Here is a 13,233-nt window from a genome sequence, read left to right as displayed (position 1 = left end):
GCTCCTACACGGGGGGGTGCGCTTGGCCATCTGGCTCAATTCGGTCGCTGCAAGGTCTTCTGCTTGAGGATGTAGAGACTGACCAGCACCGCGCTGGTCAGCATGAACACCCGTGCCCAGAACAACGGCACCAGGTAGCAGGACAGGCCGATGCTGGCCCACATCAGGCCGATCGCATAGACCTTGCCCCGCAGCGGAATCCCCTCGCCGCTGAGGTAGTCGCGGATCCATGGCCCGAGTTTCGGATGATTCACCAGCCAATGGTGAAAGCGCGGCGAGCTGCGGGCGAAGCAGGCCGCCGCCAGCAGCAGGAACGGAGTGGTGGGCAGCACCGGCAGGAAGATCCCCGCCACCCCGAGCGCGACACTGAGCCAGCCGGCGGCCAGCAGCAGGTAGCGCACCACGTTGATCAGTGGTGGCGCGGCTTGAGCAGGGCAGGCTTCTCTTCGGGGGCGTGCAGCAGCAGGAACAGCGCGCTCAGCGCCTCGGGAATCTGCACGATCATGTCGTCCTGCAGGTTGGCATCCTTGGCGATGTCTTCGAACTCCGGCTGCTCGTCGAACAGGCCCGAGCCGACCATGATCGGCAGCAGCATTTCGCTGACTTCTTCCTCGGCGTTCTCGAACCAGGCCTCTTCACGCAGGAACACGCCTTCCATGAAGCCGATGCACCAGCCGCGCAGGTCGGAATCGTCCGGCTCTTCGGTCAGGTCCAGCTCGCAGGGCAGGTCGAATTCCTCGTCGCTGGCCAACTGGCGAGCGATGTGGCCCTTGAGCCCGATCAGGGTGGCCTCGATCTCTTCGCGCTGTGCTTCGCTGGCGTAGTGGGGCTCCTCGGCGAACAGCGCGTCGATCCACTCGCGGTCTGGAACTTGCTCCGAGCAGATCGACAGCGCGGTCAGGTAGCCGTGTGCGGCGACGTAGTCCAGCGCTTCTTCGTGCAGCTCATCGGCGTCGAGGAAGGCTTGCAGGCGGGTCAGTTGCTCGGCGAAGGACATTACAGGGCTACCTTGGGGAATAAACGATAGTGAATTCTAGCACCTTGCGGCGGCTGCGGGGCAAAGGGAACGTCTGTCCGCGGGGCATGCCGGGGGTGGGGCAGTCGGGTATACTCCGCAGTTTTTCGTGCTCCGGTGGCGTTTTCCCGTCATCTGGCAAAAACCGCTTACGCATTCGATGTGTGCGCGGCGGATTTATCGTCCAGCCTGAGTCCAGGATGGTACGGCGATTTTGGAGTGGCAAATGCTCGAACAGGCTCAGCGCGTCCTCAAGGATGTCTTCGGTTACGACAGTTTCCGCGGGCGCCAGGCAGCGATCATCGAATGTGTGGCTGGCGGAGGCGACGCCCTGGTGCTGATGCCAACCGGTGGCGGCAAGTCCCTGTGCTTCCAGGTGCCTGGCCTGCTGCGCCCGGGCCTGACCGTGGTGGTGTCGCCGCTGATCGCGTTGATGGACGACCAGGTCGCCACCCTCGACGAGCTGGGCGTGGCCGCCGCGGCGCTGAACTCCACGCTCAGCGCCGAGCAGCAGCGCGACCTGGCCGGGCGCCTGCGCCGCGGCGAGGTGAAGATGCTCTACCTGGCCCCCGAGCGCCTGGTGCAGCCGCGCATGCTGGACTTCCTGCGCGGCCTCGACGTTTCCCTGTTCGCCATCGACGAGGCCCACTGCGTGTCGCAATGGGGCCACGACTTCCGCCCCGAGTACCTGCAACTGGGCCAGCTCGCCGAGCTGTTCCCGCATGTACCGCGTATCGCCCTGACCGCCACCGCCGACATGCGTACCCGCGAGGAGATCGTCCAGCGCCTGCACCTGCAGGGCGCCGAGCGTTTCCTGTCGAGCTTCGACCGGCCGAACATCTTCTACCGCATCGTGCCCAAGGAGTCGCCGCGCAAGCAGCTGATGGCGTTCCTCGGCGAGCGTCGCGGCAACGCCGGCATCGTCTATTGCCTGTCGCGCAAGAAGGTCGACGAGACCGCTGCCTTCCTTTGCGAGCAGGGCTTCCCGGCGTTGCCGTATCACGCAGGCCTGGCCGCCGAGACCCGCGCCGCCAACCAGCACCGCTTCCTCAACGAGGAAGGGCTGATCATGGTCGCCACCATCGCCTTCGGCATGGGCATCGACAAGCCCAACGTGCGCTTCGTCGCCCACCTCGACCTGCCCAAGTCGCTCGAGGCCTATTACCAGGAGACCGGCCGCGCCGGCCGTGACGGCCTGCCGTCTGATGCCTGGATGGCCTACGGCCTGCAGGACATGGTGATGCTCAAGCAGATGCTGCAGAATTCCGAGGGCGACGAGCGCCACAAGCGCATCGAGCAGCACAAGCTCGACGCCATGCTGGCGCTGTGCGAAGAGACCCGCTGCCGCCGCCAGTCGCTGCTGGCCTACTTCGACGAAGTGCTCGAGCAGCCGTGCGGGCATTGCGACAACTGCGTCGACCAGGTGCAGACCTGGGACGCCACCGAACCTGCCCGTCAGGCGCTGTCGGCAGTGTTCCGCACCGGCCAGCGCTACGGCGTCGGCCACCTGGTCGACGTGCTGTTGGGCAAGGACACCGAGAAGGTGCGCAATTTCGGCCACGAGAAGCTCTCGGTGTTCGGCGTCGGCAAGTCGCTGGCCGAAGCCGAGTGGCGCTCGCTGTTCCGCCAGTTGGTGGCGCGCGGCCTGGTGGACATCGACCTGGAAGGCTACGGCGGCCTGCGGCTGTCCGACAGTTGCCGGCCGTTGCTGCGCGGCGAGGTGAACCTGCAGCTGCGCCGCGACCTCAAGCCGCAGACCGTGGCCAAGTCCTCCTCCAGCGGTGGCGGTAGCCCGGCCAGCCAGCTGGTGCGGGCCGAGGAGCGCGAGCTGTGGGAGGCGCTGCGCACCCTGCGGCGCAAGCTGGCCGAGGAGCACAGCGTGCCGCCCTATGTCATCTTCCCCGACTCCACCTTGCTGGAGATGCTGCGCAGCATGCCCACCAGCCTCAGCGACATGGCCCAGGTCAGCGGCGTCGGTGCGCGCAAGCTGGAGCGCTACGGCCAGGCCTTCCTCGAAGTGCTCAACGGCGCCGGTGGCACCGAGGAGGCGCCGAAGGTGGTGCTCGACTTGCGCCACGAACTGGTCAGCCTGGCCCGCGCCGGCATGACCCCGGCGCAGATCGCCGGGCAGCTGAACTGCACCGAGAAGAACGTCTACAGCCTGCTGGCCGAGGCCATTGGCCGCCAGGAACTGAGCCTGGAGCAGGCGCTGGACCTGCCGGAAGAGCTGATGATGGAAGTGCAGGACGCCTTCCTCGACGGCGAGGGCGAGTTGCCGCCGGTGTCCGGCGTGGCGCCGCTGTTCGGCCAGCGGGTGCCGGAAGGCGTCCTGCATTGCGTACGGGCGGCGCTGGCGCTGGAGTTCGGCCTGTGATCGCCGGCATTTGCGCCAATTGCTGACCTTTGTCATACCCTTACATGATTATCAGCCATTTCCGCGGCATCGAACCTTGCCTGATTGGCCGGGCCATGATTAGCTGGCTAATAATTAGTTCTATTCATTGAGTTGCTTATGCCCCTGACCGACAACCAACACCGCTTCGGCATGCAGCTGGCCCAGATGTCCCGGGGCTGGCGTGCCGAACTGGACCGCCGCCTGGCCGGGCTCAACCTGTCGCAAGCCCGTTGGCTGGTGCTGTTGCACCTGGCCAGGTTCGACGAGGCGCCGACCCAGCGTGAGCTGGCCCAGAGCGTGGGCGTCGAGGGCCCGACCCTGGCGCGCCTGCTCGACAGCCTCGAGAGCCAGGGGCTGGTGCGCCGCCAGGCGGTGATGGAAGATCGCCGGGCCAAGAAGATCCTGCTGTGCCCGCCGGCCAAGCCGCTGATCGACCAGATCGAGACCATCGCCAATGCCCTGCGCCTCGAGCTGTTCACCGGCATAGACGAGGCCGACATGGAAGTGTGCATGCGCGTGCATGCGAAGATTCTCGATAATCTCGAGAAGTCCTGAACCCTTCATCAATCGCGGGGCAAGCCCGCTCCCACGAGTCTGATCCCACAATTGGCTGCATGACTTGTGGGAGCGGGCTTGCCCCGCGATCATTTCTAGAAGGTATGCCCCAGGTTCAGGTACACCGCCTTCTCATGGGCATCGTTGGCCCCATAGCTCAGGTTCAACGGCCCCAGCGGCGTTTCCAGCCCCAGGAAGATGCTCGCCGCATTGATATAGCCACTGTCGAACTCATTGTCATTGTTCCATGCCCGGCCGCGCTCCAGCGAGCCGCCCAGGTACAGCGGGAAGTCCAGGGGCAGGTAGGCCCGAGGCGTCAGGCGACGGTAGTAGACCATGCGCAGCAGGCTCATGTTCTGCCCGGAGATCGAATCCTGGCGGAAACCTGACAGCTGCCGGGCGCCACCGAACACGAAGCTCGAAGTGACTACCTCGGCGTCATCCAGCGTTCGTCCATACCTGCCACCCAGCACCAGGGTGTTCGGCCCGCTGCTGAAGGCCTTGTCCAGGTTGAACAGCCACTGCCGGTAGTTCTGGTCCGAGTCCAGTGACTTGTCGTACTTGCGCACGGTCAGGCCGATATCCTCGCCACTGTGGGGGAAGTAGACGTTGTCGAAGGTATCGAAGGAATACTTGAGCTCGTAGAACCCCTCGTTGAAGCTGACCTTGGGCAGGTCCTGGTCGCCGATGCGCACCTCGGCGTTGCCCCAGGCCTTGCCCACGCCCAGGCGCACTTCGCCATAGGTGCCGATCTGCCGGCCGACGTTGAGCCCGAAGCCATAGCGCTCCAGGCGGTACTCGGCCACCGGGTCGTTGTCCAGGGTCGCCTCGACGTTCTGCGAGCCCAGCGCCAGGTAGGGCGCGATGAAGTAGCGCGAGCCCACGTCCAGCGGCTGGTAGAACTCGCTGTACAGTTCCTGCTCGTCGCCGATCTGCGCGCGGGTCAGCCATTCGCCGCCAAGCCGGTTGATGCCGTTGACCCGGTAGCTGGCGCCGAGGTTGAAAGCGCTGTCGCCGCGCAGGTCGTCCGACAGGTTCAGGCCCAGGCGCAGGTAGTCGGTGCCGCCACGCCGACCACGGGCGTTGATCACCAGGGTATGCTCGTCGCCCTTGTGCGCCACGCGGTACTGCACCTGGTCGAAGTAGTCCAGGCCGTAGAGGGTGCCCATGTCGGTCTGCAGGCGGCCGAGATCCAGCGGTTCGCCGACAGGCTGGCGAATGTAGTAGCGGATCACGTCGTCGCTGACCTTGGAGTCGTTCTCCACGCGGATGGCAGTGATGATCGGCGTGCGCTGTTTCGGTGAGCGCGCCACCGCCAGGTTGCTGTCGCCCTCGGGCTGGCGCAGCGCCGCCAGGCGCGGGTCGAGGGCGCGGGTGGCGCGGTAGCCGGCGTCGATCATGTCCTGGGCGCGGCCGAAATCGGTGACGCCGAAGGCCGACAGCGGCGGCTGGACGAGGATGTCCTCGCGACGCAGGCTGGCCAGTTGCTCCTCGGAGTTGCGCCGGGTCATCAGGGTGATCGACTGGTTGAGCACATCCACCACGGTGGCCAGCTGCTTGCGGTTGCGCAGCGGGGTGCCGATGTCGACGACAATGGCCAGGTCCACGCCCATCTCGCGCACCACGTCCACCGGGATGTTGTCGGTCATGCCGCCGTCCACCAGCAGCCGGCCGTCCAGCTCCACCGGGGCGAACACCGCCGGGATCGACATGCTGGCGCGGATCACCTGGGGCAGGTGGCCGCGGCGGAAGATCACCTTCTCGCCGCTGGTGATGTCGGTGGCCACGGCGCGGAAGGGAATCGGCAGCTTGTCGAAGTCGCGGATGTCAGCGGTGTGGGCCAGCTTGCTTTCCAGCAGCAGGGCCAGGTTCTGGCCCTGGATCACCCCCAGCGGCAGGCCCAGGCTGCCGTCGTCGCGAAAGCTCAGCCTCTGCTTGACCAGGAAGTCGCGGTCGTCCTGCTTGCGCCGAAACGGCACATCCTTGCGCGGCGGCGCATCGGACAGCGCCTGTTGCCAGTCCAGCGTGGTGGCCAGTTTTTCCAGTTCGGCGATGCTGTAGCCCGAGGCGTACAACCCGCCGACCACCGCGCCCATGCTGGTGCCGGCGATGGCGTCGATGCGCACGCCCTGTTCCTCCAGGGCCTTGAGCACGCCGATATGGGCCAGGCCGCGGGCGGCGCCGCCCGACAGCACCAGGCCGATCTTTGGCCGTGCCGCTTCGGCGGCCAGCACGGTGAAGGAGGTGAGCATCAGCAGGAGGCAGTACAGCAGGCGGCGCATCGTGAGTCTCAAACCAGAGGATAAAGACCGCTAGTATAAGCGGCCCTTCCTACGGAGTTTCCCTACATGGCAGACAGCAAGCCACAAATCGTCATCACCTATTGCACCCAGTGCCAGTGGCTGCTGCGCGCCGCCTGGCTGGCCCAGGAACTGCTCAGCACCTTCGCCGATGACATCGGCCAGGTAGCGCTGGAGCCTGGCACCGGTGGGGTGTTCCGTATCACCTGCGACGGCGTGCAGATCTGGGAGCGCAAGGCCGACGGCGGCTTCCCCGAGGCCAAGGTGCTCAAGCAGCGGGTGCGCGACCAGATCGATCCGCAGCGCGACCTGGGCCACAACGATCGCTGATCAGGCGCTTTCGGGCTGTGGCTGGCGGGCCGGTTGCTCGGCGGCCAGGCGGCTGGACAGCACGATGGCGAAGATGATCAAGGCACCACCGGCGAGCATGCGCAGGGTCGGCTGTTCGGCGAACACCACCCAGGCCACGGCGATGCCGTAGATCGGTTCCATGCCGAACACCACCGCGGCGGTGCGCGCCTTGATCACCGCCAGGCTGGCGACGAACAGGCTGTGGGCGACGCCGGTGCAGAAGACGCCGAGCAGGGCGATCCACAACCAGTCCAGCGGCGCCACCGCGCCCAGGCCGGGGGCCGCGAACGGCAGCAGGCACAGGCTCACCACCAGGTTCTGCCACAGCGCCGCCTGCACGGCGGGCAGGCGCCCGGAACCGGCGCGGTTGGTCAGCGACAGCAGCGAGAACAGCAAGCCCGAGAGCAGTGCCCAAAGCAACCCGCCGGTGGCCTCGCTGGCCAGGTCGAATGCCGGGGTGACCAGCACCAGGCCGATGCTCACCAGCAGCACCAGCAGCGCTTCGTTGCGGCGGATGCGTTCGCGGAACAGCAGGCCCTCGAGGATCACGGTGAAGGCCGGGAAGCTGGCGAAGCCGAGGGTGGCGATGGCCACGCCGCCGACCTTGACCGCGATGAAGAAGCTCACCCAGTGCCCGGCCAGCAGCGCGCCGCCCAGCAGCAGGCGGCGCAGGTCCTGGCCGCGTAGCGGTTGCCAGGCCTGGCGCGCCAGGCTGGCGAACAGGGCCAGGGCCAGCACCGCGAACAGGGCGCGGCCGAAGACGATGATCGAGGGGCTGGCGCTGGCGGCCAGCTTGCCGAAGACGCCGGTCAGGCCGAAGAACAGCGCGCCGATGTGCAGGGCGCCGAGGGCGGTGCGGTGGTTCATGGTGGTCCTTTGCATTCGCAGGTTCCTGTGCTGGCCTCTTCGCGGGTAAACCCGCTCCCACAGGTCAGTGCGAATCCTGTGGGAGCGGGTTTACCCGCGAAGAGGCCAGCACAGGGAGAGAAGATCTAGGCGCTCAGTGTAAGAGCCCGGTCTGCCCGTGTCTGTCGCGCATCTCGCGTCAGTTGTCGCCAGACTCGCGCCGCAACGCCAGCGGCGTACAGCCGAACGCCCGCATCACCGCCGCGCTGAAGGCGCTCTGCGAGCCATACCCCACCCGCGCCGCGACCTCTCCCACCGGCAACAGCGTCTCACGCAACAATCGTCGCGCCATCGACAGCCGCCGCTGGCGGATGTAGTCCATCGGCGTCATGCCGCACTCGCTGGCAAAACGCGCGTGCAGTCGCGCGCTGGACAGCCCGGCCAGGCGTGCCAGGTCGGCGACCTGCAATGGATAGGCGGCGTGCTGCTCGATATGCCGGTCGAAGGCGGCATAGGGCAGGCGCCTGCTGGCCAGTAGCGGAGCGCCGGCCTGCGGGTTGAGGCTGGCCAGCAGCAGCACCGCGCCCTGGCGGGCAATCAGCGGGTCGTCCACCGGGCTTGCCGCCAGCCAGTCGACCAACTGCTGCTGGCGGCTGTTCAGGCCCAGGGGGCCGGGGCGGTCGAGCAGGCGGCGGCTGTTATCGGCGTGTTCGCCCAGATGGTCACCGAGCCAGTGCCCGCCCGGCACGTCCAGCACCAGGCAGTGGCTGCCCTCAGGGCTGCCGCAGGTGTGGTGGGCACCGGCAGGCACCACCATCAGGTCCTGGCGACCGACCCGGCCGCCGTGGCCATTCACCTCGAAGTCCAGGCGCCCGCCCAGGCCGAACACCAGCTGCGGGTGGTCGTGACTGTGGGCGATCAGGTCGTGGCGATAATGGCGCAGCGAAAGCAGGGGGCCGGCGGTCATGGTGAGTCCTCACGAAGCAGGTGAAGAGTGTACACCTCAAGGCGGGCGCAGGATGGTCATGTGCCTGCCACCAATCTGTCACCTGTGCCTGCCAGTCTCCAGCAAACAGCGCCGGAGCCTGCCCATGACCCACGCCGAACCTCTCCGCCCGTCACGCAAGCAGCGTGTCCGTACCCTGTGGATTTCCGATGTGCACCTGGGCACCCGGGATTGCCAGGCCGAACACCTCGCGCACTTTCTCAAGGGCTACCAGGCCGAGCGCATCTACCTGGTCGGCGATATCATCGACGGCTGGAAACTGCGCGGCGGCATCTACTGGCCCCAGGCCCACACCAACGTCATCCGCCGCCTGCTGACCCTGAGCAAGCGCGGTACCGAAGTGATCTATGTCACCGGCAACCACGACGAGTTCCTGCGCCGCTATTCGAAACTGATCCTGGGCAATATCCAGCTGGTGGACGAGGCCGAGCACCTTACCGTCGATGGTCGGCGGCTGCTGGTGATCCACGGCGACCAGTTCGACGTGATTACCCGCTACCACCGCTGGCTGGCGTTTCTCGGCGACCGGGCCTACGAGTTCACCCTGGTGCTCAACCGTTGGCTCAACCACTGGCGCGCCCGTTATGGCTATGGCTACTGGTCGCTGTCGGCGTACCTCAAGCACAAGGTCAAGGGCGCGGTGAACTTCATCAGCGATTTCGAGGACGCCATCGCCCACGAGTGCACCCGGCGTGGCTTCCAGGGCGTGGTGTGCGGTCATATCCACCATGCCGAGATACGCCGGGTGGGCGAGGTGGAGTACCTCAACTGCGGCGACTGGGTGGAGTCGTGCACGGCGCTGATCGAGCACTGGGACGGGAGGATCGAACTGTACCGGTTCGCCGATGCTCAGGCGCGCGAGGCGGCGTCGCGGTTGGCGGAGCTGGGTGAGCCGGCCTAGGTCGCCTTCAGCCCTGTAGGAGCGGCCTTGTGCCGCGAAAGGGGCGCGCAGCGGCCCCAGGATCTCGGGTATGTCTCAAGATCGTCGGGGCTGCTGCGCAGCCCCTTTCGCGGCACAAGGCCGCTCCTACAGGTGGCGGGTAGCTGGAATCAGGCCGACGCCTTCAAGGCCGCCTTGTAGATCGACTGCCTGGGCTGGGCGAACAGCCGCTCCATCATCGGTTCGAAGAACGACAGCGGCAGGCTCGGGTACTCGGGGTCGAACGCCGCCGCGTCGTAGCGTGCGCAGAATTCGATGGTCCGCTGGTACTGCGGGTGATCGCTGAACTGCTCGCGCAGGTGGCGATCCATGCCCAGGTGGTGGAAGAAGTAGTAGCCCTGGAAGATCCCGTGCTTTTCGATCATCCACAGGTTCTCGGTGCTGACGAAGGGCTTGAGGATCGCCGCGGCGATATCCGGGTGGTTGTAGCTGCCGAGGGTGTCGCCGATGTCGTGCAGCAGGGCGCAGACCACGTATTCCTCGTCGCGGCCGTCACGGTAGGCGCGGGTGGCGGTCTGCAGCGAGTGGCTCAGGCGATCGATGGGAAAGCCGCCGAAGTCGCCATCGAGCAGGCGCAGGTGGGCGACGATGCGTTGGGGCAACTGCCGGGCATAGGCGCGAAAGTCGTCGGCGATGATCGCCCAGTCCTGGGCGGTGCCGTCGCGCATGTGGCTGAAGTTCGCTTGCTTGTTCATCGCCGCGGGCCACTCGTGTCGGGGACATGTCTGGCAGTGTTGGCCAGGACACGGGCTTTGGCAGTGGCCGGCCGGGACGCGAACCTGGCCTTGCGGGCCGATTCAGAGGCTGAGGCGGCCCAGCAGGATGTCGCGGAACATGGCGAAGTCGCCGACCAGGCTGTACCAGGGGTGGGTGAAGGTGGCCGGTCGGTTCTTCTCGAAGAAGAAATGCCCGGCCCAGGCAAAGCCGTAGCCGGCCAGCGGCACGGCCAGCAGCAACAGCCACTGGCCGCTGCCGATGCTGTAGGCGAGCAGGGCGATCACCAGGCTGGTGCCGACGAAGTGCAGGCGGCGGCAGGTGGCGTTGCTGTGCTCGCCCAGGTAGTAGGGATAGAACTCGGCAAAACTGCGGAACTGCGCTGTGCGGGTCATGGCGGGTTTCCGGATCTGCGGGTCGTGCTTACAGGATACACGGCGTGGAGCCTGAATCGAGTCTAGAGTCACTGGGTGCAGTGGCCAGTGACAATAGGCGCCAATTGAGTATCCTTTCGGTTCACCGCAGGAGCGGTCAGCACAAGAGCCTGTCATGAGTGAGAGAACCACGTCAGCCAGCTGGGCATCAGGGATCGTCAAGGCACTCGAGCTGGAAGGGCTCGATTGCCCGGCCATGTTCAAGCAGCTCGGGCTCGACTTTTCCGCCCTCGACGACCCCGATGCGCGATTCACCCAGGATTCGATGACCCGGCTGTGGCAGCTGGCGGTCGAGTTGTCGGGCAACGAGGCCATCGGCCTGAACATGGCCCGGGTGGTGCGACCGGCGTCGTTCCATGTGGTGGGCTATGCGCTGATGTCCAGTCGCACCCTGGCCGAGGGTTTCGAACGCCTGGTGCGCTACCAGCGGATCATCGCCGAGAGCTCGGACCTGAGCTTTCGCCGCGAGCCCGACGGCTACGCCCTGGTGCTGACCGTGCATGGCGACCACCTGCCGCCGACCCGGCACAGCGCCGAGGCGTCCCTGGCCTGCGCCCTGGCCCTGTGCACCTGGCTCAGCGGGCGGCCGATCCAGCCGCGGCGGGTGCTGATCCAGGGCGGCCAGCCGAAGAATGTCGAGCCGTACAAGGTGGCCTTCCATGCGCCGCTGGTATTTGGCGCGCCCCATGACGCGCTGGTGCTCGAGCGTGCCGACATGGAGGCGCCGCTGCCGACCGCCAACGAGGCGATGGCGGTGCTGCATGATCGCTTTGCCGGGGAATACCTGGCGCGCTTCTCGGAAAGCCGCGTGACCCACCGGGTGCGCCAGGTGCTGTGCCGCATCCTGCCCCAGGGCGAGCCCAAGCGCGAGACCGTGGCCCAGGCCCTGCACCTGTCGCAGCGCACCTTGCAAAGGCGTCTGCAGGACGAGGGCACCAGCTTCCAGACCCTGCTCGACGACACCCGCCGCGAACTGGCCGAGCAGTACCTGGCGCAGCCCGGCACCACCTTGCTGGAGACCGCCTACCTTTTGGGTTTCGCCGATCCGAGCAACTTCTACCGGGCGTTCCGCCGCTGGTTCGACACCACGCCGAGCGAGTACCGCACGCGGCTGTCGGTCAGTGACGCCAGAACGCCGGCATGCACAACACCAGCACCGTGATGATCTCCAGGCGGCCCAGCAGCATGCCGCCAGCGAGGATCCACTTGGCCGCGTCCGGCAGGCTGGCGTAGTTGCCGGCCGGGCCGATCACCTCGCCCAGCCCGGGGCCTACGCCCGACACCGTGCCGGCGGCGCCGGTCAGCGCGGTCATCCAGTCCACGCCCAGCAGCGACAGCAGCAGGGCGATGATGCAGATGGTGATGGCGAAGAAGAACGAGAAGGTCAGGATCGAACGCACGATCTCTTCGTCGAGGCGATGGCCGTTGTACTTCTGCTTGATCACCGCCCGTGGGTGGATCAGCTGGTTGAGGTTGGCCTTGAGCAGGATGTAGGCGACCTGGAAGCGGAAGATCTTGATACCGCCGGCGGTGGAGCCGGAGCAGCCGCCGACGAAGCCCAGGTAGAAGAACAGCATCAGCGAGAAGTTGCCCCACATGCTGTAGTCGCCCAGGGCGAAACCGGTGGTGGTGACCACCGAGGTGACGTTCAGCGCCACGTGACGCAGGGCGTCGAGCCAATGCAGGTCAGTGGTGGCCCAATACCAGGTGCCGAGCACCAGCCAGGTGGCCACCAGCATGGCCAGCAGTCCCTGCACCTGCTGGTCCTTGATCAGCGCCTTGCGGTGGCCGCGCAGGGTGGCCACGTACAAGGTGAATGGCACGCTGCCCATGATCATCACCACCACCGCGACCCAGTGCACCGCGGGGATGTCCCATTTGGCCAGGGACTGGTCGGACGTGGAGAAACCGCCGGTGGAGATCGCCGACATGGCATGGTTGATCGCGTCGAACGGGCTCATCCCCGCCCACCAGAACGCCAGGCTGCCGAGCACGGTAATGCCCACATACACCGCGACGATCGACTTGGCGACCATGTGCGAGCGCGGCATGACCTTTTCCGAGCGGTCGGAGGACTCGGTCTGGAACAGGCGCATGCCACCAATGCGCAGCAGTGGCAGGATCGCCACCGCCATACCGATGAAGCCGATGCCGCCCAGCCAGTGCAGCATTGAGCGCCACATCAGGATGCCCGGCGACATGTTGTCCAGGCCGCTGAGCACGGTGGCGCCGGTGGCGGTGATGCCGGACATGCTTTCGAAGAAGGCGTCGGTGTAGCTGATGTGCTGCGTCAGCAGGAACGGCAGGGCGGCGAACACGCAGACCACCAGCCAGCTGCTGACGGTCAGCAGGTACATGTCGCGTGGGCGCAGGTGCACGTGCTCGGGGCGGCCGGGGATGACCAGGCCGAGCCCGGCGAGGAAGGTGATCAGGCTCGACCAGAGGAACGACGGCATGTCGCCGGTGCGCTCGAAGACCACCAGGGTCGCCATGGGCACCACCATGCTCACCGCCAGGGTGATCAGGAAGATGCCGATGATGAAACCAATGATCCTTAAGGTCGGCAACGCCATGTGATCTGCTCTGACTCGCTACGGAAAGGGCGCCATTCTACCTGTGCACCGGGGCTTGTAAACGAACGATTGGCTGGGGCATGGTAGCGGGCTTGCACCGCGAT

At 66.3% G+C, this 13,233-nt stretch carries 13 protein-coding genes; 5 read left to right on the top strand and 8 right to left on the bottom strand.

Going from position 1 to position 13,233, the window contains the following annotated elements; genetic code table 11:
- Window positions 1–35 precede the first annotated feature (35 nt).
- The gene (locus tag AC0MAZ_RS22660) at window positions 36–401 is read right to left on the bottom strand and encodes a YbaN family protein (protein WP_203651494.1); all 366 of its coding nucleotides are present in this window, start codon (window positions 399–401) and stop codon (window positions 36–38) included.
- A gap of 8 nt (window positions 402–409) precedes the next feature.
- Window positions 410–997 (bottom strand): UPF0149 family protein, encoded by a 588-nt coding sequence (locus AC0MAZ_RS22655; protein ID WP_232857331.1) that lies wholly within the window; start codon window positions 995–997, stop codon window positions 410–412.
- Between the two features lie 244 nt (window positions 998–1,241).
- Between AC0MAZ_RS22655 and recQ the strand changes: the two genes are divergently transcribed.
- Together recQ and AC0MAZ_RS22645 are read left to right on the top strand one after the other, a co-directional pair.
- Complete coding sequence (recQ, locus tag AC0MAZ_RS22650; RefSeq protein WP_203651498.1) at window positions 1,242–3,389, top strand: DNA helicase RecQ; 2,148 nt, start codon at window positions 1,242–1,244, stop codon at window positions 3,387–3,389.
- A 138-nt stretch (window positions 3,390–3,527) separates the two neighbouring features.
- Window positions 3,528–3,965 (top strand): MarR family transcriptional regulator, encoded by a 438-nt coding sequence (locus AC0MAZ_RS22645; protein ID WP_028691103.1) that lies wholly within the window; start codon window positions 3,528–3,530, stop codon window positions 3,963–3,965.
- Window positions 3,966–4,060: 95 nt separating this feature from the next.
- Here the strand turns inward: AC0MAZ_RS22645 and AC0MAZ_RS22640 are convergent, their stop codons facing one another.
- Window positions 4,061–6,247, bottom strand: coding sequence for a patatin-like phospholipase family protein (locus tag AC0MAZ_RS22640; protein WP_232857332.1), 2,187 nt, complete (start codon window positions 6,245–6,247; stop codon window positions 4,061–4,063).
- Between the two features lie 66 nt (window positions 6,248–6,313).
- Here AC0MAZ_RS22640 and AC0MAZ_RS22635 point away from each other — a divergent pair, with 66 nt between their 5' ends.
- Window positions 6,314–6,595, top strand: a complete 282-nt coding sequence (locus tag AC0MAZ_RS22635; RefSeq protein ID WP_203651500.1) for an Rdx family protein — start codon at window positions 6,314–6,316, stop codon at window positions 6,593–6,595.
- Here the strand turns inward: AC0MAZ_RS22635 and AC0MAZ_RS22630 are convergent, their stop codons facing one another.
- Both AC0MAZ_RS22630 and AC0MAZ_RS22625 read right to left on the bottom strand, forming a co-directional pair.
- Window positions 6,596–7,483 carry a DMT family transporter gene (locus AC0MAZ_RS22630; protein ID WP_475861480.1) on the bottom strand — a complete coding sequence of 296 codons (888 nt, stop codon included), beginning with the start codon at window positions 7,481–7,483 and terminating at the stop codon, window positions 6,596–6,598.
- 178 nt (window positions 7,484–7,661) lie between these two features.
- The gene (locus tag AC0MAZ_RS22625; RefSeq protein ID WP_203651502.1) at window positions 7,662–8,429 is read right to left on the bottom strand and encodes a helix-turn-helix transcriptional regulator; all 768 of its coding nucleotides are present in this window, start codon (window positions 8,427–8,429) and stop codon (window positions 7,662–7,664) included.
- Between the two features lie 124 nt (window positions 8,430–8,553).
- On the opposite strand from AC0MAZ_RS22625, the gene AC0MAZ_RS22620 reads away from it, so the two are divergent.
- A complete protein-coding gene (locus AC0MAZ_RS22620) occupies window positions 8,554–9,369 on the top strand; it encodes a UDP-2,3-diacylglucosamine diphosphatase (RefSeq protein WP_203651503.1) in 816 nt (271 codons plus the stop codon).
- Window positions 9,370–9,518: 149 nt separating this feature from the next.
- Here the strand turns inward: AC0MAZ_RS22620 and AC0MAZ_RS22615 are convergent, their stop codons facing one another.
- Both AC0MAZ_RS22615 and AC0MAZ_RS22610 read right to left on the bottom strand, forming a co-directional pair.
- Window positions 9,519–10,103, bottom strand: a complete 585-nt coding sequence (locus tag AC0MAZ_RS22615) for an HD domain-containing protein (RefSeq protein ID WP_203651504.1) — start codon at window positions 10,101–10,103, stop codon at window positions 9,519–9,521.
- 102 nt (window positions 10,104–10,205) lie between these two features.
- Window positions 10,206–10,517, bottom strand: a complete 312-nt coding sequence (locus tag AC0MAZ_RS22610; RefSeq protein WP_186714521.1) for an Mpo1-like protein — start codon at window positions 10,515–10,517, stop codon at window positions 10,206–10,208.
- A gap of 154 nt (window positions 10,518–10,671) precedes the next feature.
- Here AC0MAZ_RS22610 and AC0MAZ_RS22605 point away from each other — a divergent pair, with 154 nt between their 5' ends.
- Window positions 10,672–11,718, top strand: a complete 1,047-nt coding sequence (locus AC0MAZ_RS22605; protein WP_050706761.1) for an AraC family transcriptional regulator — start codon at window positions 10,672–10,674, stop codon at window positions 11,716–11,718.
- Here the strand turns inward: AC0MAZ_RS22605 and AC0MAZ_RS22600 are convergent.
- Window positions 11,675–13,129: a TrkH family potassium uptake protein gene (locus tag AC0MAZ_RS22600; protein WP_110739850.1), complete on the bottom strand. Its 1,455-nt coding sequence runs from the start codon at window positions 13,127–13,129 to the stop codon at window positions 11,675–11,677. The two genes, AC0MAZ_RS22605 and AC0MAZ_RS22600, sit on opposite strands and share 44 nt — an antisense overlap.
- Window positions 13,130–13,233 lie beyond the last annotated feature (104 nt).

Source organism: Pseudomonas sp. A, assembly GCF_056270345.1.
The sequence above is the reverse complement of the archived record's forward strand: the minus strand, read 5'-3'. Positions and strand labels throughout refer to the sequence as shown.